Source organism: Empedobacter sp. ULE_I140, from assembly GCF_053482575.1.
In genome coordinates, this window is record NZ_JBQMTX010000001.1 from 765,921 (window position 1) to 785,514 (window position 19,594).

Genomic DNA, 19,594 nt, shown 5'->3' on the forward strand with positions numbered 1-19,594 from the left:
AAATGGAATCTCCTTTAGTCACCATTGTTGTTGTTTCTTATAACCAATCGAAATACATTGAAGAGAACTTGAATAGTATCAAAGCTCAAACTTACCCTAATATAGAATTGATTGTCGCGGACGATGCCTCACCAGACAATTCTGTTGAGGTTTTTGAAACTTGGTTAAAAGAAAACAATTATCCCGCAAAAAAGAATTATCATACCAAAAACACAGGGCTGGCTACGGTTTTGAATAAATGCATTGAGTTAGCCACAGGAAAATACATTAAGTTAATTGCTGCTGATGATTTTCTACATCCACAAGCCATCGAAAAATCTGTTACAAAGTTAGAAGAATTAGGAGATGAGTATGGAATGGTGTTTACGGATACATTTTCTATAGATGAGGAATCAGATATCATTGTTGATATTGCTGACTATAATCAATTAGGATTAGTTGATCCACTTTTTTTTAGACAAGAATTGATAAAAGGTAACAGGATTGCAGCATTAACAGTTTTGATGAGATTGGATGTTGTAAAACATACAGGAAAATACGATTCTGAATTTATTATTGAGGATTATTACCGATGGTTGAAAATTAATGAAAAATATTTCATTGGATATATTCCCGAAAAGTTAGCTTATTATAGGCAACACGAAAATAATATTTCTAAAACAAAAGCGGAAAGAATTGAATTAGAAGATTTGAAGTTGAAACTAATGTTTGATAGAATAGGAGTTGCAAAACATATCATAAATAATAAAATGTATATTAAATATGTTAATAATTATCAATTTGAATCACAATTAAAAGTATTATATAATAACTATCCATTTAAAATTAAAAGATTAGATATGGCAATAAAATACAATTTACCCATTTATTTTTATAAATTAATATCAAGATTTTTTTAAGATTAGTACTTTTTATTACCACCTTATAATTTGAAAATTTTCAAGCCAATTTTATAGCTATCCATCGTCATCATGTTCTAATGGAATTTGGTAAAGATGCAGTAAGTCTAAATATAAAAATAGGCGAATGTAATAATATCGACCACCTATCTTAATGTATTGTAAAAGTCCTTTTTTACGGTAATCGAAGAGGCTTCTTTTCGAAATTTTCAGTATTTTCATGACTTCTTCATCACATAATATATCATCATCAGTAAAGATGAGTTGATCTATGTTTTTTCGGATTAATTTTTTTGTGGTCTTTTGTAGCGCATACAAATAATGTTGTGAATAAGTAGAATTTTTCATTGTTTTAAGTTTTTTAGATTATTGAATAATTACTCAGACATTTGTTAATGTGTTTAAATTAAAACAGTTAAGTTAATGATAAACTTTGAGTAATCAAAATATATTGTTGTTTTATACAAATCAGCATTGAGCTTTTAATGGCGTCAATGCTGATTTGAAGAAAGCTTTAGGTTGTTAAAGAACCTGCATAAAACGTATTGGAAACATCGCTGTTATCTTCTGACCTGAAAGAAAGCCAGACGTGTACAGTATTTCCATTTTCTATAGGTGGAATGATGGCGGTGTAAGTTTCGCTACTGCGCATTGCTACATTTTCTAAGAAGATGGTGTTCGACTGGTCTTCTACTCCAAAAAGCACTTGTAGCCAATCATTTTCACGTTCAGTAATTGATCCAGCGTTGTTTTGCCAATTGATTTCTAAAGAATCTGTAGATGGCATATTAAATGTAACGCCAATAATACCTAATAGGTTTCCTCTTGCAAAACTTATTGCTGGATAATTGATGTTGAAACTTTGGTTCGCATGATTAATTACAAAATTTTCGAGTAGATTGGTCATTGCCAAATTGTAGCAAGATGTCATACCAACTCTTCTGCCAAAATGATTACATGCAAACGAACGATATGAGGCCATAAATTCTGCACATTTTTTCATACGTTGTTGAATCATCTGCTGTTTTAGAGAAGGTTTTTTGCTTCTTTTTCGAGGTCTAATTTTAGAAATTTCATTTCCAAAAACATTGGCTACTACGATACGCCCTGTGCGTCCTGATGTGCCTGATAATAATGAATCATTTACTTTTCCCATAATGGTGAATTTTTTGTTAATGTCTCAAAGTTGCTTTAACTTTTGATTGTAAGCTAATCTGCTTCCGAAATTTGCCTAGTTTTGCATCATTTTGCCTATTGTCGTGTTTTTTATAGTAATTAAAAGTCTTTTCTATATGGTTTCTAAGCTTGTTGTATATCCATTTTATATCCACTGTATATCCACTGAAAGTCTTTTCTATAGTTTTTGAGCATGAATAATTATCTGATAATGAATATTGATTATATTTGTACCTAACAATTTACCTAAATGAACCAACCACTTATATCCGTTATTGTTCCCTGCTACAATCAGTCTATTTATATGGACGAATGTCTACAATCAGTCTTAAATCAAACCTATCAAAATTGGGAATGTATTATTGTAAATGACGGTTCTCCAGACAATACAGAAGAAGTTGCACTACGTTGGGTAGAAAAAGATACACGCTTTATTTATCTCAAAAAAGAAAACGGAGGCTTGTCATCTGCCCGAAATGCGGGTATAGAGAAAGCAAAAGGCGAGTGGATACAATTTTTAGATTGTGATGATAAAATAGATCACAACAAATTTTTAGACGCATCTATTTTTTTTCATACTAATGACATTTTAATAAGTAATTATCAATTATTCGAAGAAGATAAAATTTTGAATGATTATTGTGTATTTATAGATGAAATGATCTCTTATGAAACAATACTGTTTAATTGGGATTTAAAATTTTCTATTCCTATTCATTGTGGCTTATTTAGGTGTAATATTATTAGTAATTTTAATGAAGATCTAAAAGCAAAAGAGGATTGGTTTTTTTGGTTAGAAACACTAAAAACATCACCTAAAATAATGATGATTAATAAACGGCAAGCTTATTATAGAGTTCATTCAGAAAGTATGACAAAAGATTTAAGTCATATGATTCAAAATGAACTGAAAGCTTGTCTTAGACTATATGAAATAATAGATGATAATCTAAAAGTGAATTTTGTAAAATCAAGATTACAATTCAAAAACGAACAAATTAATCAATTTAATAATATTATATTAAATTTAAATACAGAGTTAGTTGAAAAAAACAAAAAATTGAACTCTAAAAGATATAAGTTAATTGATAAAGTATTGGCTTGTATTGGGAGATAATTAATAATTAGTTGAGTTATTATAAAAAAATATTGAGATTATGCCAAAAGTATCTGTAATTATCCCAAATTATAATCATTCATCTTACCTTAAAGAACGTATTGATAGTATTTTAAATCAAACTTTTCAAAATTTTGAAGTTATTATTTTGGATGATTGTTCCACTGATAATAGTAAAGAAATTATTGAATTATATCGCGATCACACGAAAGTATCTCATATAGTTTATAATGAGAAAAATTCGGGTTCAACTTTTAGACAATGGAAAAAGGGAATTGATTTATCAAAAGGTGAATGGATATGGTTAGCAGAAAGTGATGATGTAGCAGAACAATTTTTTTTAGAAAAATTATGTGTTACAATAGAAAACTGTAAAGATGTTGTTTTAGCATATTCGGCTTCGAATCTTATTGATGAAAACTCTAATAAAATTGGAAGATTGGATTGGGGATATATAGGAGCAAGAAATTGGGAAAATAATTATTGTGAAAATGGACAAATAGAAATAGAAAACTATTTATTTTATAGAAATACTTTACCTAATGCAAGTGGAATAATTTTTAAGAAGAGTAAAATTCAAGAAGAAACATATGAGATTGTTTCTAAAATGAAATATGCTGGTGATTGGTATTTTTGGGTGAAATTATTAGAAAAAGGAGAGTTATGCTTTATTTCTGAAGAGTTGAATAATTTTAGACAACATCAACAAACTACAAGAACAACCAAAAGTACAAAAGAGGAAATAAGAAGATTTAAAGAATATTTTATTGTTTTAAATTATATTAAAAATAAGTATAAAATAAAATGGAATATTTCTTATCACCATTGGATATTTGATAGTTTTATTACAAAGTATGGATTAAATCAAATTTTTAGAAAGCCTGAATTATTAAAGAATTTTCCAGCTATTTATAACTATTATCTTTTAAAAAAACTAATATTAAAACGAATTAATTAAAATGGCAATTAAAGCATTTACAATTATTAGTGAAAATTATTTACCACAAGCAAAAACTTTAGCTGATAATTTTATTCAATTACATCCTAATATTGAGTTTTATATTTGTCTTTTTGGAGAAAAAGAAAATGAAGAGTTTCATCAAATTAATTCTGACTTATTTTCAGGATATAAATATATTTTATCAAATAAGCTTAATCAAGGTGATTATACAATTATGAGAAGTCAATATGATAACTTCTCTATGGCTTGTGCTTTAAAACCTTTTTTTGCGGAATTTATTTTAGAAAAAGATCAACCCAATGGCTTAATTTATTTAGATGCAGACTTGTATTTTTTCTCTCCTTTAGCAGATGTTCAAACATTATTAAATAATAATGAACAGCAATCGTCTATAATATTAACCCCTCATAATATTTTGATTAATGAGTTTAATAAAGAAATAGAACGAAACATCTCATTTTTAACATATGGAACATTTAATGCAGGTTTTTTTGCAATAAAAAATAATCAGTATTCTAAACAATTTATTGATTGGTGGAAACGAATGTTGAAAGAATATTGTATTGTTGATTTACAGAGAGGTTTATATTGTGATCAAACATGGTTAAATCTTGTTCCTGTATTGTTTACAGATAGTTTATATACATTAAAACATTTAGGTTATAATGTTGCCTATTGGAATGTTGATGTTGAACGAAAGATATCAATTACACAACAAGGCAGATTTATGGTAAACGATAATGTAGAATTAGTCTTCTATCACTTTGCTAGGTTTGATTTTAATGATGATAAGATTGAAAAATTAGGATTAAAAAGCAGTGAAACAATTCTTAAACAGATTAATCAAATTTACCGTAAAAAACTATTATTCAATAACTATTTACCAAAACAAGTTGAATTGGTTGAAGATAAAAAACAACATTCAAAATTGTTTAACTTAAAAGAAACTGTAAAATGGAAGTTAATAAGGATACTAAAAAATCTTTAATATCTGTAATAGTACCTATTTATAATACAGAAGAATATTTAAAAAAATGTTTAAATTCTATCAAGAATCAAATATATACTAATTTTGAAGTATTGTTGATTAATGATGGATCAACAGATAATAGTTTAGACATATGCCTAGAGTTTGTAAGAGAAGATGATAGATTTTTTATAAAAAATATCATAAATAAAGGAGTTTCAAATGCAAGAAATTTAGGTATTATAGAGTCTAAAGGAAATTATTTGGTTTTTATAGATTCTGATGACTGGGTAGATTCAAAATATTTACAAGATTTTGTGAATAATATTCCTGAAAATGAAGAGTTTATTATAATTCAAAATGCTTATGATGAATTAAATGGATGTAGAACATTAAAATTTAATTTTGAAAGTAGTCATTATAAACTTGATGAAGATTTCTTTCATTTATTTTATGATAAAGTAGATTTTGAATATGGTTATTTATGGAATAAATTTTTTATAAGAAGTATTATAATTAATAATAATTTAAAATTTGATATTGATAAAAAACTATTTGAAGATGAAGAATTTTATTATCAGTATTTAGAAAAAATAAAAACAATTATTACTTTAGAATCGGCTAATTATAATTATGTAAAAAGAGAAAATTCAGCTATTCATAAAAAAAAGAAAATTGAAGATTTTTTGATGAAGGTGTGTTTAAGACTAGAACTATTAAATAGATGTTATCTCAGAAAAATGATCAATAAAGATCAATTGAATTTATTATCAAAAAAATATATTAATAGAAATTTTACTTGGATCTTTCAGGATTTTTTTATGAATATTGATGAAGAAGAGAGATTAGATAATTTAAGTAAGGCAAGTAGTTTTGTAAAACAAAATTTTAAATTCTTTAATAGAACTAATAAACGACTTTATTTAATATTAATTTTAATAAGATTTAAACATTATAAAATAGCGTCATTTTTAATAAATAAAACTCAAAATGAATGATATAAATATTATTAAATGGGGGCATATTGATGAAATTAAAAAAAATATTCCTAAAATAGTTTGGATATATTGGAATGGGCTAAGTTCAGAAACAGTTGATATATGTTTAAAAACAATAAAATCTAAATTAAAAGGATATGAAATAAATGTATTAAATGATAATAATTTAAAATATTATTTAGAAAATCTTCCACAAAGAAGAGATGATTTTCCTATAGCTAATTATTCAGACTTGATAAGGTTAGCTTTACTAAAGCAATACGGAGGTGTTTGGATAGATGCTAGTACATATATAACTGATAATTTTGATTGGTTAGAATTACTTCAAGAGAATCATAAAGCAGAATTAATTGGATTTTATTCTGATATAAGTACTAGTAATTTAAAATATCCTATACTCGAAAATTATTTTTTAGCGACTACAAAATCTTCCTTATTTATAAATAGATGGTATGAAGATTATTTGAAATGTTATACTTCTCCAAATCCTGTAAATTATTTTAATGAGATAAAAGACAATTTAGACTTTATGCAAAATATTGGAAAAGCTAAAGATTATCTTCTTCCTTATCTCTCTGCTATAAAGTTAATGAGAGAGTCTCAAGATTATAGATTATTAATGATGTCAGCTAATGATATGCCTCATTTTTATTATTTTGGAAGAAAAATGGATTATAAAAAATTTGTTTCTACAATATTATTAGAAAATTCTAATCCATATCCTAAAATTATAAAGTTTACAGGCTTTATTAGAAGAAATCTTGATAATAATATAAGATTAGGAAAGTTCAGTAAAAGAAGTGTTTTTTTTTCAAATGAAAAATATAGTTATTATTTGAAATACAAGCTCAAAGGTTTATTAAATTATATGTTTTTTATTAAAAATAATCTTATAAAAAAATATCTTTAATATGGAATTAGATTATTTAGTTAGTGTCTTCATGATTTCATATAATCAACAAGATTATATTATTGAGGCTCTAGAGAATGTTTTAAATCAGAAAACAACTTTTAAGTATAAAGTGATTTTATCTGATGATTGTTCTACAGATAATACAAAAAAGGTAGTAGATAATTATTTAAAGAATCATCCTAAAAAAGATTTTGTAGAATTTATTTCTCAACCAAAAAATTTAGGTTGGATGCCTAATTTTATTTTTACATTACAAAAGTGTCAAGAATCAAGTGCTAAATATATTGCAATGTGTGAAGGCGATGATTATTGGACAGATGAAAATAAATTGCAAAAACAAATAGATATTTTAGAAGATAATCCAGATGTAGTATTAGCATGTCATCAATATAAAGAATTATATAATAACGGAGAAACTGTAGATTGTCCTTATTTTAGAGAAGATTTTTTTAAGGGAATGGGAATGTTTAAATTTTCTCAAAGAGATTTTGAAGAATTTATGCGTATTCAAACAATGACAATAGTTTTTAGAACATCTGCATTAGATCTAAATATTAGATCTAAATATGAATATTATTGTGATACTCATATAAAACATCATATACTAGATCATGGATTAGGATTATATACTAAGGATTTTGATGCTGTTTATCGAATACATGGAAACAATGTTTTTATGTCTCAAAATAAAAGAGAAAAGATAAAATTTACATACGATGTATATAAAGATTTAATAACAAAAAATAATTCTTATCGATATAAGAATCTTTTAAATATTTCAATGAGATCAAGAATCGAAAATGAATTAAATGTTAGTAAGTTAAATATATTTAATTTATTTTACCAAAAACTTCTTTTTCAACAGTTACTTGATGTTAAATCACCATTATTGTATTTAAAAAATCAATTTAAAGGTTTAATTAATTTTTAATACTAAATGATCCCCAAAATAATCCATTACTGTTGGTTTGGAGGAAATCCAAAGCCAGAATCTTTTTATATCTGTTTAGAAAGTTGGAAAAAAGCCCTTCCTGATTATGAAATAATTGAGTGGAATGAAACCAATTTTGATATCAATTGTTGTGAATATGTAAAGTTAGCTGCTGAATCAAAGAAATGGGCATTTGTTTCTGATTATGCCCGTGCATTAGCTTTGTATGAAATGGGAGGGATTTATATGGATATTGATGTAGAAGTCAAGTTTTCATTAGACGAATTTTTAGTTCATCGCGCATTTTCAGGGTTTGAAATCAAAGGTTCGCCTTTTACAGCATTATGGGCTACAGAAAAAGGACATCCATGGGCTAAACGTGTAATAGATTTTTACAATGAAAAAACAAGTTTTGATTTAACAACGAATACTGTGTTTGTATCAGATTTGTTAGTAAAAGAATATGGCATTGATCCAAATCGAGATGAATTACAAGAAGGTAAAGATGGAATCGTAATTTACCCTTCTACCTATTTTTGTTTGGATTTACCTAAGAATTATGCATCTCATCATTTTGTAGGAACTTGGCATGATAGAGATTATCCAAATCCTTTCAAAGATTATGTCCATGCGTACTATAAAACTAGAGTTTTTTCAGAAATAGAGAATGGGAAAAAGGAAGTGCATAATGTAATTTTTAATCATAAAATGATTGAGGTTGATAAAGTATTAAATCAAATACCTTTTAGAATGATCGTTAGGTATGTATTAAATAATCTTTTTAGTAAACGATAATGATTGCAATAATTTACGGCACAAGACCAGAATTTCTAAAAATTTATCCATTAATATTAGAAGCCCAGAAACGAAAAATTGACTTTATTACAATTAATACAGGTCAGCATACATCTATGCTAACAGAGATGGAAGATTTGTTTAATTTTAAGGCAAATTATAATCTAAAAGTTCAATCTAGTGAATTTTCAAATTCAAACCTTTTAGCTAAATTAATTAATGATATAGCAGAAGTAGTAAAAGAGGAATCTATTGAAAAAATTATAGCACAAGGAGATACTTTTACTGTTTTAGCATCATCTGTAGTTGCATTTGTAGAGAAAAGGAAATTTTACCATATAGAAGCTGGACTGAGAACTGATGATATACACTTCCCGTTTCCAGAAGAATATAATCGACGAGTAGTTTCATTAACATCGGATCTTAATTTCGCTCCAACAAGTTTAGCAGCTAATAATTTATTGGCAGAGAACATTAACGAATCTAAAGTTGTAATAACAGGAAATACAATTATTGATTTGTTACACTATGTTTTAGACAAAGAAAATGTCAATTTAGAGTATGGTAATGATGTTTTTATAACAGCCCATAGAAGAGAAAATATTAGTGAAAATATGTTTTCTATTTGTGAGGCTATAAAAGAATTGGCTATTGAGAATCCTTTGATTACATTTTATTGGAGTTTACACCCTAATCCAAAAACGAGAGAATTTATTTTCAAAACATTTGATGTTGTTCCGCAAAATATAAAATTTATAGAACCATTGAACTATATAGAAGCGGTAAAATTAATGGCGAAATCACTACTAATTATTTCTGATTCTGGTGGAATTCAAGAAGAAGCACCAACTCTACAGAAAAGAGTTATCATACTACGAGAAGAAACCGAGCGACCAGAAGTTTTAGCATGTGGGTGTGGTGTATTAGTTGGTGCAAATAAGCAAATGATAAAAGAAGAATTTTACAACGAATTACAAAAAGGAAATAATAATTTTATTAATCCTTTTGGAAATGGAAATGCATCGCAACTTATTTTAGATCATTTATTATGATTATTGGGAAAGGATTAATTGCAAATTTATTTACCGAAGTAGATACAGATGAGGTAGTTTTTTTTGCTTCGGGAGTTTCTAATTCTTCTGAAACAAGGGAAGAGGAGTTTTTACGTGAACAGAGTTTAGTTGAAGAAGCAATGGCAAAATATACCAACAAATTGTTTGTTTATTTTAGTACATGTTCTATTTACGATTCTTCAAAATATAACAGTCCATATGTGCTGCATAAGTTGCATATCGAAGAAGTAATCAAACAAAATACAGCCAATTATCTTATTCTTAGAATTAGTAATGCAGTTGGAATAGGAGGAAACCCCAATTTGTTGATGAATTATCTTTATCGCCAAATTATAACGAATCAACAATTGAATGTGCACCAACATGCGACACGTAATCTGATTGATGTTGAAGATGTAAAGGATATTACGCTTCTATACATTCAGTCTAACCGTTGGAATAGAATTGTGAATGTGGCTTATGCCGAAAATTACTTTATACCAGAAATAGTAGAAGCCTTCGAGGAAATATTACAAAAACCTGCAATGAAGTTAATGGAAAATAAAGGGGAACATTATTCTATTGATATCCATGAATTGGAGTATCAGTTTTCTATACAAGACAAAAAAGAGTATTTGAATAATTTGATAAAGCAATATTATGAATGAAATTAAATTAGCAATTGTTATTCCATACTATAAATTAACGTATTTTGAAGAAACATTACGAAGTTTATCAAATCAAACTGATAATAGATTTAATTTATACATAGGGAATGATAATAGTCCAGAAGACCCTTCGACTTTGATAGAATCATATAGACAAAAAATTAATTTAACCTATTTGAAATTTGAAGAAAATTATGGAGGCCAAGGTAAATTAGTTGAACAATGGGAAAGGTGTATTGCATTAACAAATGAAGAAGAATATATTCAAATTTTAGGTGATGATGATTTAGTCAGTGATAATTTTGTAGAAACTTTTTATGAGATTATTTATAAAAAAGGTAATTTCGACTTGTTAAGATTTAAGATGTTAAAGATATCTGAACAAAGTAAAATACTGAAAGAATTTAATCAAATAGAAAATCTTAATTCTAAACAACATTTATTAAATGACTTAAATCAAATTTATTGGATTTCAATATCTGAAAATGTATTTTCTCGAGAAGTTTTTGAAAAAAGAGGAATTAGGAAATATCCCTTAGCTTGGAGAAGTGATGCAATGTTAGTTTTTGAATTTGGGATGGATAGTTTAGAAATATCAAATCAGGCATTTGTTGGAATAAGAAGAAGTGAAGTACAGTTAACAACAAATGTTAGTGCTAAAGTTGTTAAGTATAAAAAAACTGCCATGAGTATATTTTATAATGATTTACTTAATGAATATGAATTAAGATTTAATAAGTATGAAAAAATAAAATTTGTTAAGAAATTAATTTATTATACCGAAAAAATAAACTCAAATCAAAAAAAAATAATTCGAAATAATTTAAGTTTATTTACTTATTTAAAATATTATTTACTAAAAAAATGAAAGAACGGTTACTAAAAATTTTAAGAACTAAATTAGAATTTCTTTATGTTTTCTTACTCAAAGTTAGATCATTTTATAGACTTAGTTATCATAAAGTAATCCCGTACAAATATTTTTCTAATAAGTATAAAAATCACTTTTTAAATAATCACTTAGATGATAAATATCCAGTAAAAAGTAATCAAAAAATAGATAGGGTTATTTATTGTTTTTGGACAGGAGAAAATAAAATAACAAATAATAGAATAGAGTGTTTAAATATTTTAAAAAAGGATACTGGAATAGAAGTTAAATTAATTACAACAAAAAATTTGAATAGTTATATTCTGCCTGATTTTCCTTTACATCCAGCTTATCAGTATCTTTCATTAGTCCATAAATCAGATTATTTAAGGTGTTATTTTATGTATCATTATGGGGGAGGATATAGTGATATAAAGAGAAATAATAATAATTGGATAGAAATTTTTGAAAATTTAGAATCTAACTCAGAAAAAGTTATTGCTGGCTATCCTGAGTTTAATCCAAGTAAAATGGGAGGGAAAGGAGATAATATTGAGTTAAATAAAGATATTTTTAAATATTATAGATTATGTATAGGGAATTGTGGTTTTATATGTAAACCTTATTCACTTTTTGTTGCAGAATGGTATCAAGAATTGCATTATAGATTAGATAAATATTATGATGAACTTAAAAAAAATCCAGGCATAGACAGAGGTTTTAATAAAGGTTATCCTATCGAATGGTTTAGCATTTTATCAAGAATAATGGTTCCACTATCTTTAAAGTATCATAAACAAATCATTTATGACAAAAGGTTGATGCCAGATTTTAATAATTATTTATAATTTTGTACGTATAAAAAATTGATTTTTTAGAAAATACTTTTTTATTTATAAAATCATTCAATTTTATACGATCTCCACCTGTTATTTTAATTACAGATGGTAGATTTGAAAATCCTCTTAATAATAAATTTGAACAATATTCAACTCTATTTTTTGAACAATAATTAAAATAGAGACCATCATCTTCAGCATTTATTAAATAATACGAAAATTGATTATGTTGTAAAATTTTTTGAGCTGATAAATGCATAGTAAATGTTCTATCAAAAGGAGGGTTTATATTTTGTCTTATGTCTTCAAAATCATGATGTTTTTGATAATAATCTCTAGGGCTCTCACTTTTAAGTGCTTCAAGAAATTCATTTAACCATATTTTAATGAATTTAGAATTTTTTGGAGCAGCCATAAACCAATTTTCAATCATAGGTAAACTATCATTATCTCTCATCATATGAGGATTATAATAACCTACAAATTCAGTTTTATGATTTTGTTGCAGTGCAATGACCCAATCTAATGATTTTGTTAGAATAGTTGTGATATCTATCCAAATTCCTCCATACTTATTTAATAGTAACAATCGAATTAAATCAGCTTTATGTTGTACACTTGGAAACTTAATATCTTTAGGAAAATCATTTAAATATTCTTGGAGATTATAATCATTTACTATTATATATTTAAAATTAGGATTAATTCTACGATTAGAATTTATAAAATTTACTATATCTGATGGTAATTCTGAGGTGTTCCAATAAGACCATATAAATTTGTCAATACCCTGATCCACTTCTCCTTCTTTAATCTTTATACGTACGTAGTTTTTATATATAAATTGTTTGTTATCACCAATATATTTTAATTTTAATAAATTTATTTTATAATAAAGTTTCCATTTAACAGAATTTAATTTATCAATACATTTACCCTTCATAACGTTTCTTAAAGATTTTAAACCCAATATTAGTAGGAAGATTTAGTAATAAATTTTCCTTTTTTTGTTCTTTTGTAAAATCAGAACTACAATAATCAGAAAAAGTAAGAGATGGTGCTTTTTTCATGCGATTATAATTTATTTTGAAATAAGCTTCGTCTTTTAAGACTTTCCATTGCATTTGAATAATCAATTTCTTAAAGTTGATCATCCAACCTCGTATTAATCTTTTTCTATCTGTATCAGTTGTTTTTTGATAAGATTTTACAATCCATTCTAAAATAGTTTGATGATTTTCAGAGTTTCGTTTAGTTCGATTAAAAATGACAGAATTAGCGTGCAAATAATAATTATACGTTATATCATCAATAATAGATAAACTGTCTATCTTTTCCATGCAATGAAACATCCATAATTCGTCTTGCGCATATAAACCAGGAACAAAATAAATATTATGATGTTTGATAAATACCAAATCAATTAACTTATTCCAAGAAGAAACAGGAAAAGAACCTTTACAATAAGCTTCAAAAATACTTGAATTTGAATCGTAAATTTTTAATTGAGATTTTGTTGGAAAACCAAAATCTTTCGTCGTATTATCGAATGTATTCATCCAACGATTTTGAGCAATAACCATTTGGGTGTTATTTATCAGTACATTTTCTACTAATTTTTCGATACAGTTAAATGTAATATCATCATCACTATCCAAAAAATAAATATATTTTCCAGTAGATTTTTCAATTCCAGTATTGCGAACAACAGATAAGCCTTGATTCGTTTCTAAATGATATAACTTTATGTTTAGAGCTGTATTATTAGCGCGAAATTCTTCAATAAGTTGTATGCTATTATCGGGTGTACAATCATTAACTAAAATAATTTCAAGATTTTGATACGTTTGATTTTTTACAGATTCTAAACATCTGATTATATAATCTTCGCATTTAAAAACAGGAATATTGATACTGACTAATGGAGTTTGCATGTGATAAGTTTAGTTGTGCAAATTTAGTAAAAAAACAATGTATTTTTTTTTACAATTTAGTATTCTTGTAATAAAGTAGTTAATACAACGAAAAGTTGTAAATTTACCAACTAAATCAAACTAAATTCTATGAATAATCAATATGATTATCTTATTATCGGTGCAGGTATTTTTGGAGCTGTATCAGCTTACGAGTTAACAAAAAAAGGATATAAATGTCTCGTTATTGAGAAAAGAAGTCACATTGCTGGAAATTGTTTTACAGAAAGTATAGAAGGGATAAATGTGCATAAATATGGTGCTCATATCTTTCATACAAACGATAAAAACATTTGGGATTATGTCAACCAATTTGCAGAGTTTAATCGTTATACAAATTCTCCAATTGCCAATTATAAAGGTGAAATTTATAATTTACCCTTTAATATGAATACTTTTCATCAATTATGGAAAGTTTCTACACCAAGCGAAGCAAAAGAAATAATCAATAAACAAGCAAAAGAGTTTGGAGTAGAAAAACCTTCTAATTTAGAAGAACAAGCGATTTCATTGGTTGGTATTGATATTTATAACAAGCTTATAAAAGAGTATACAGAAAAACAATGGGGCACAAAAGTAACTAATTTACCAGCTTTTATTATAAAACGTTTACCTGTTCGTTTTACGTATGATAACAATTATTTTAATGATAAATACCAAGGGATTCCAATAGGTGGATATACTCAAATTTTTGAAAAACTATTGGCAGGAATCGAGGTAAGACTTGATACGGATTATTTTAAAGATAAAGAATATTGGAATAATCTTGCTGAAAATATAATTTATACTGGACCAATTGATGCTTTTTTTGATTACAAATTTGGGCAATTAAATTACAGAAGTTTACGTTTTGAGAACGAAATTATTGAGCAAGAAAATTATCAAGGTGTGGCTGTTGTAAATTATACTTCGCATAATGAAAAATATACCAGAATAATTGAACATAAGCATTTCGAATATGGTACTCAATCCAAAACATATATCACAAAGGAATATTCTGATGATTGGAATTTGGATAAAGAACCATATTATCCAATTAATAATCAAGAAAATGATGAAATATTCTCAAAATATAAATCATTAAGTAAAGAAGTTTCTAATGTGATTTTTGGTGGACGATTAGCAGAATATAAATACTACGATATGCATCAAGTTTTTGGTTCTGCCTTGGTCAAAATGAAGAATATTCCTAATAAAAACTAAATTATGTCCGAAAATAAACCTGCGATTACCTTATTAATGTGTAATTACAATAATGCACATTATTTGAGAAAAGGAATAGAAAGTGTATTAGCTCAAACATTCGAAAATTTTGAGTTGTTAATTTTAGATGACTGTTCAACGGATGAATCTGTAGAAATTATTAAAGAATATGTTCCGAAAGATGAGCGCATATCATTCTATCAACAGAAACAAAATGGTGGTTATGGACAAGCTATTTATGATGCAATTAATCTTGCAAAAGCAGATTATGTAGGTATTATTGATCCTGATGATGCGTTGGTGCCAGAAGCATTAGAAGTAATGTTATCTCGTTTACAAGAAAAACCAATTTTAGCTGGTTTATATTCTCAACATTGGATTTGTGATAAAGATCTTAATCCTGTAGAAGTTTGTAAAACAAGTACTAAAATTCCAAATGGAATTACTTATTTAGAATATGGAAAGTCTGCAATGACTCATTTTTTTGTGTTTAATAGATTGAAGTTTATCGAAAATGGTAACATTGACAGAACGATGAGAAATGCTTTAGATCAAGATTGGTATTATAAAGTAGAGGAAGTAGGTGAAGTAGATTTCGTAGAGCAACCACTTTATTTTTATCGTATCTCTCCGACTGGAATTTCTCAAGGATTTAAAAAAAGTTATCTCACTTACCGCGATCATCATATCATAAAAGAGAGAGCGTTGGATCGTCGAAAAATTTATGGACAAAAAAGAAAGGAAATCTTAGGGAAATCTAGATCAGAAGTGATGTATAAAAAGTTTAATTATTTATTAAATGAAAAAAATCCTGCTTTTTTAATTCCATTGGCTGAATGTTTTTTTAGAAGTCCAGTTTCCACATTACAAGCGATTATTTATAAATTGAAAAATTAATGGATATAATTATAAAGTCATATAATCGTCCATACTATTTGCATCGCTGTTTACAATCAATTAAAGAGAATGTCCTAGGAAACTATAAAGTAATCATTGTTGATGATGGTACTCCTCAGAAGTATTTAGATAAAATATCCTCTTTATACGAAGTAGAAATTTTTAAAACAGAAAATTACGAGAAGAAATCGTTTAACATCGGAAATAATTTGATAAACGATGGCTTCAATATTCCTACTGAATCATGGAGAAAGGCTGTTGAAAATGCATCAGACTATTTTTTGATTACAGAAGATGATGTTTGGTTTACCAAAGAAATTAATTGCGATGAGTTAGTTAGTTATATGAAATTACATAATATTCATCTAACAAAACTTGGAATTTTAGGTATCTATTCAGATGATAATTATTCTGAAGTTTTATCTCTTTCTAATGAATTAGAAACAACTTACCCTTTAAAAACGTTTACTTCTAATCAATTTATTATGAATTTATTTATGTTCAATAAATTCAAATTTTTTACGATTCTTTATAAATTAGGTTTAGTAGATAATCATACAAGAAGGAAATATTGGATTTTGAACTCTATTCTAATGGGAGTTTACAAAAAAGATTATTGGTTGTACATGTGGAAAGACTCTATTAATCACTTGGATGAAAAAATTCAACTTAAAAATGCTGCAGTATGGTTTGGAAAAAATAAGAAAAATAGAAACCTGGTCACTCGAACAAAAGATGAAAAAATGAAGACCACTTTTAAGTCATCTGCATCTGGACAATACCATGATTATAATATTAATTTATCAATAGATAAAGTAAACTCAATTCTAAACGAAGCTTGGTTAAATAAAGAGTTTGACGCCATGCAAAATTATCCAAAAGATTTTTCTGATGATTATATCAAATCTTTTTTAGATAAAGAAAATCATCCTGATGCACAATATGATGAATGGTTTAAATGGGCTGAAAATTTTCGCCAACAATACAGAAATTTAGGAGCAGAAGTCGATAATTAAAAATATAATACCACAAAAAAACCTCAACTATGTTGAGGTTTTTTTCTATAAAGATTAATCTTATTCCTGAATTAAAAGTCGGAATCCTTCACCGTGAATATTCACGATTTCTACTGCTGGATCTTTCTTCAAATACTTACGTAATTTCGCAATATATACGTCCATAGAACGTGATGTAAAGTAATTATCATCGTGCCAAATACGTGTTAGAGCAATCTCACGAGGCATTAAATCATTTTTGTAAACAGCCAATAAACGTAATAATTCGTTTTCTTTTGGCGAAAGTTTTTGTGATTTACCATCGTAAATTAATTGTCTCAATTTTGCATTGAATGTAAACTTGCCAATTTTGAAATCTTCTTGTTCAAATTTTTCTTCTTCGCCAGAATTACGTTGTAAAACAGCTTTTATTTTGTACAATAAAACTTCTGAATCAAATGGTTTTAAGACATAATCGTCTGCTCCAATTTTGTAACCATTCAAAACATCCTCGCGCATGTTTTTCGCTGTTAAAAATATAATTGGTTGTTCACTTTTTAGTTCTTTGATCTCTTTTCCTAATGTAAAACCATCTTTTTTAGGCATCATTACATCAAGGATGCATAGATCATAATCACTTTCTTTAAATTTGGCAAGACCGTCCTCACCATCGATTGCGTGCGTTACGTCAAAATCGTTTATAACCAAATAATCCTTTAATACACTTCCGAAGCTTGGATCATCTTCTACTAAAAGTAATCGTTGTTTATCACTCATTGATCTATGATTTTAGAGGAATTTTAATGAAAAAAGTACTTCCTTTTCCTGCTGAACTTTCTGCCCAAACTTGTCCGCCGTGAAGCTGAACGATTTTTTTGACATAAGCCAATCCAAGTCCATGACCTTTTACATTGTGTATATTTCCCGTTTCTTCTCTATAAAATTGTTCAAATATTTTTTTCAGAACGTTTTGCGACATTCCCATTCCTTTATCAGAAATCTCAATTAAAAAATTGTTGTCTTTGTTGTATGTTTTTACTCTAATCTCCGGTGTGTTTGGAGAGTATTTTCGAGCATTATCCAATACATTAATAACGATATTCTCTAAATGGAAGGGATCTCCTTTTACAAATGATTGTTCTGCGTTGTATTCTTCAAATATTGTACCATTTCTTTCTTCTACAATAAATCTTATCGGCTCAACACTTTTTTGTACAATACCATTCAAATTTACTTCCTGAAAATTCATATCCATTTGATTGCGATCAAGCTTTGACATTCGTAAGACCATCTCAACGTGAGCATTCATACGTTTGTTTTCTTGTTTGATCAAATCTGCATAATATTTCACCTTTTCCGGATCAGTAAATATCTTTTCATTACGCAATGCATCAGACGCAATATTAATGGTTGCAATAGGCGTTTTGAATTCGTGCGTCATATTATTGATGAAATCTGTCTTGATTTCCGAACTTTTGCGTTGCAATTGCATATAATAAATTGACAAGGAGAAAACCGTAATAATAATCATGGTTAAGATAAATGTCAACGAAATAACTGGAACAGTTGGTGCAACAATGGCTAAATTTCGGTTAACAAAATTCGCTGCCAAATAATATTCGATATGATCCTTTCTATCCAAAAATAGTGGAACCATAAACTCGATTTTATTGCGATCAAAATCTTTTGACTTGACATTTGTTTCTGTCGAATCTTTTTTCAAAACTGCCAAAATTGGCATTGCTTGATGAATTCCTCTGTTGCGTAATTCGTTTTTCAATATCGAATCTAACATCGCATAATTCACACGTTTGTCGATTGGCGTAGAACCAGCATCCCAACGAGCAGCACTTTCCAGCGTAAATGTTCCGTCTTGTAAAGCGTGTTCAAAATTCAAATTCAGATTCGGAATTCCTCTTGCAGAAGAATCTTTGTCTATTTTGAAAACGCGTTCTTGCGAATAAATATTCGCTTTCGTTAAACTGTCATTGTATTTTCCAGATGATGGCAACATCGATTTTTCGACCACATAGCGCGTTACATATGCGTACGTAACACCAAGCGAATCTTTGATGACTTGATTGGTTACAACTTGCGGTTTATCTTTATTTGATTTTAAATCAGATTGTATATTATTGAATTTCTTATAATAACGCTCTAATTCGTTTTTATTTATTTTCTCAGTTGTATAATTCATCGCTTGGTACACATTGTTGTTAAAACTGTCTGTACCATTCTGAATTGTCAAGTTTAGCCAATAGAATTGAATAATTATCAGTCCTATAAGCGCAACACTCATGATAACGATTAAGATTTTATAAAATCCTTTTTTCATTTAT

21 protein-coding genes are annotated in these 19,594 nt (G+C 27.2%); 15 read left to right on the top strand and 6 right to left on the bottom strand.

The features are described 5' to 3' along the window. Positions 1-2: 2 nt before the first annotated feature. Positions 3-899 carry a glycosyltransferase family 2 protein gene (locus ACTS9J_RS03615; protein ID WP_448352866.1) on the top strand — a complete coding sequence of 299 codons (897 nt, stop codon included), beginning with the start codon at positions 3-5 and terminating at the stop codon, positions 897-899. A gap of 57 nt (positions 900-956) precedes the next feature. Here the strand turns inward: ACTS9J_RS03615 and ACTS9J_RS03620 are convergent, their stop codons facing one another. Both ACTS9J_RS03620 and ACTS9J_RS03625 read right to left on the bottom strand, forming a co-directional pair. After that, the gene (locus tag ACTS9J_RS03620; protein WP_038331103.1) at positions 957-1,247 is read right to left on the bottom strand and encodes a helix-turn-helix domain-containing protein; all 291 of its coding nucleotides are present in this window, start codon (positions 1,245-1,247) and stop codon (positions 957-959) included. Between the two features lie 166 nt (positions 1,248-1,413). Next, entirely contained in the window at positions 1,414-2,055 is a 642-nt protein-coding gene (locus ACTS9J_RS03625; protein WP_448352867.1) for a DUF6266 family protein, read from the bottom strand. Positions 2,056-2,325: 270 nt separating this feature from the next. On the opposite strand from ACTS9J_RS03625, the gene ACTS9J_RS03630 reads away from it, so the two are divergent. From ACTS9J_RS03630 to ACTS9J_RS03680, 11 genes are read left to right on the top strand one after another with little or no spacing between them, the layout of a single operon-like run. Beyond that, positions 2,326-3,192 (top strand): glycosyltransferase family 2 protein, encoded by an 867-nt coding sequence (locus ACTS9J_RS03630; RefSeq protein ID WP_448352868.1) that lies wholly within the window; start codon positions 2,326-2,328, stop codon positions 3,190-3,192. 40 nt (positions 3,193-3,232) lie between these two features. Beyond that, complete coding sequence (locus ACTS9J_RS03635; RefSeq protein WP_448352869.1) at positions 3,233-4,150, top strand: glycosyltransferase family 2 protein; 918 nt, start codon at positions 3,233-3,235, stop codon at positions 4,148-4,150. Position 4,151: 1 nt separating this feature from the next. Further along, positions 4,152-5,141, top strand: coding sequence for a glycosyltransferase (locus ACTS9J_RS03640; RefSeq protein WP_448352870.1), 990 nt, complete (start codon positions 4,152-4,154; stop codon positions 5,139-5,141). Beyond that, the gene (locus ACTS9J_RS03645) at positions 5,108-6,118 is read left to right on the top strand and encodes a glycosyltransferase family 2 protein (RefSeq protein WP_280037858.1); all 1,011 of its coding nucleotides are present in this window, start codon (positions 5,108-5,110) and stop codon (positions 6,116-6,118) included. The genes ACTS9J_RS03640 and ACTS9J_RS03645 overlap by 34 nt, the downstream gene beginning before the upstream one ends. Further along, positions 6,111-7,028 (top strand): capsular polysaccharide synthesis protein, encoded by a 918-nt coding sequence (locus ACTS9J_RS03650; RefSeq protein WP_448352871.1) that lies wholly within the window; start codon positions 6,111-6,113, stop codon positions 7,026-7,028. Before ACTS9J_RS03645 ends, ACTS9J_RS03650 begins: the two co-directional genes overlap by 8 nt. Position 7,029: 1 nt before the next feature. Beyond that, positions 7,030-7,962, top strand: coding sequence for a glycosyltransferase (locus tag ACTS9J_RS03655; protein WP_448352872.1), 933 nt, complete (start codon positions 7,030-7,032; stop codon positions 7,960-7,962). 6 nt (positions 7,963-7,968) lie between these two features. After that, positions 7,969-8,757: a glycosyltransferase family 32 protein gene (locus tag ACTS9J_RS03660; protein ID WP_448352873.1), complete on the top strand. Its 789-nt coding sequence runs from the start codon at positions 7,969-7,971 to the stop codon at positions 8,755-8,757. Then, positions 8,757-9,809, top strand: coding sequence for a non-hydrolyzing UDP-N-acetylglucosamine 2-epimerase (gene wecB, locus ACTS9J_RS03665; RefSeq protein WP_448352874.1), 1,053 nt, complete (start codon positions 8,757-8,759; stop codon positions 9,807-9,809). Before ACTS9J_RS03660 ends, wecB begins: the two co-directional genes overlap by 1 nt. Beyond that, on the top strand, positions 9,806-10,477 hold the full coding sequence (locus ACTS9J_RS03670; RefSeq protein WP_448352875.1) for an NAD-dependent epimerase/dehydratase family protein: 672 nt from the start codon (positions 9,806-9,808) through the stop codon (positions 10,475-10,477). Before wecB ends, ACTS9J_RS03670 begins: the two co-directional genes overlap by 4 nt. Further along, positions 10,470-11,345, top strand: a complete 876-nt coding sequence (locus tag ACTS9J_RS03675) for a glycosyltransferase family 2 protein (RefSeq protein ID WP_448352876.1) — start codon at positions 10,470-10,472, stop codon at positions 11,343-11,345. Before ACTS9J_RS03670 ends, ACTS9J_RS03675 begins: the two co-directional genes overlap by 8 nt. Next, positions 11,342-12,196 carry a capsular polysaccharide synthesis protein gene (locus ACTS9J_RS03680; protein WP_448352877.1) on the top strand — a complete coding sequence of 285 codons (855 nt, stop codon included), beginning with the start codon at positions 11,342-11,344 and terminating at the stop codon, positions 12,194-12,196. The genes ACTS9J_RS03675 and ACTS9J_RS03680 overlap by 4 nt, the downstream gene beginning before the upstream one ends. Here ACTS9J_RS03680 and ACTS9J_RS03685 read toward each other — a convergent pair. Next, positions 12,180-13,130, bottom strand: a complete 951-nt coding sequence (locus ACTS9J_RS03685; protein ID WP_448352878.1) for a glycosyltransferase family 32 protein — start codon at positions 13,128-13,130, stop codon at positions 12,180-12,182. The genes ACTS9J_RS03680 and ACTS9J_RS03685 overlap by 17 nt on opposite strands. Next, entirely contained in the window at positions 13,120-14,121 is a 1,002-nt protein-coding gene (locus ACTS9J_RS03690; RefSeq protein ID WP_448352879.1) for a glycosyltransferase, read from the bottom strand. The genes ACTS9J_RS03685 and ACTS9J_RS03690 overlap by 11 nt, the downstream gene beginning before the upstream one ends. Before the next feature lie 129 nt (positions 14,122-14,250). Between ACTS9J_RS03690 and glf the strand changes: the two genes are divergently transcribed. From glf to ACTS9J_RS03705, 3 genes are read left to right on the top strand one after another with little or no spacing between them, the layout of a single operon-like run. Further along, positions 14,251-15,363 carry a UDP-galactopyranose mutase gene (glf, locus tag ACTS9J_RS03695; protein ID WP_448352880.1) on the top strand — a complete coding sequence of 371 codons (1,113 nt, stop codon included), beginning with the start codon at positions 14,251-14,253 and terminating at the stop codon, positions 15,361-15,363. A 3-nt stretch (positions 15,364-15,366) separates the two neighbouring features. Further along, a complete protein-coding gene (locus tag ACTS9J_RS03700) occupies positions 15,367-16,260 on the top strand; it encodes a glycosyltransferase family 2 protein (RefSeq protein WP_448352881.1) in 894 nt (297 codons plus the stop codon). Further along, entirely contained in the window at positions 16,260-17,276 is a 1,017-nt protein-coding gene (locus ACTS9J_RS03705; protein WP_448352882.1) for a glycosyltransferase family 2 protein, read from the top strand. The genes ACTS9J_RS03700 and ACTS9J_RS03705 overlap by 1 nt, the downstream gene beginning before the upstream one ends. A 60-nt stretch (positions 17,277-17,336) precedes the next feature. Here ACTS9J_RS03705 and ACTS9J_RS03710 read toward each other — a convergent pair whose 3' ends face one another. Both ACTS9J_RS03710 and ACTS9J_RS03715 read right to left on the bottom strand, forming a co-directional pair. Next, complete coding sequence (locus ACTS9J_RS03710; RefSeq protein ID WP_019974263.1) at positions 17,337-18,032, bottom strand: response regulator transcription factor; 696 nt, start codon at positions 18,030-18,032, stop codon at positions 17,337-17,339. Positions 18,033-18,036: 4 nt separating this feature from the next. Further along, entirely contained in the window at positions 18,037-19,590 is a 1,554-nt protein-coding gene (locus ACTS9J_RS03715) for a sensor histidine kinase (protein ID WP_038331121.1), read from the bottom strand. Between the last annotated feature and the right edge of the window lie 4 nt (positions 19,591-19,594).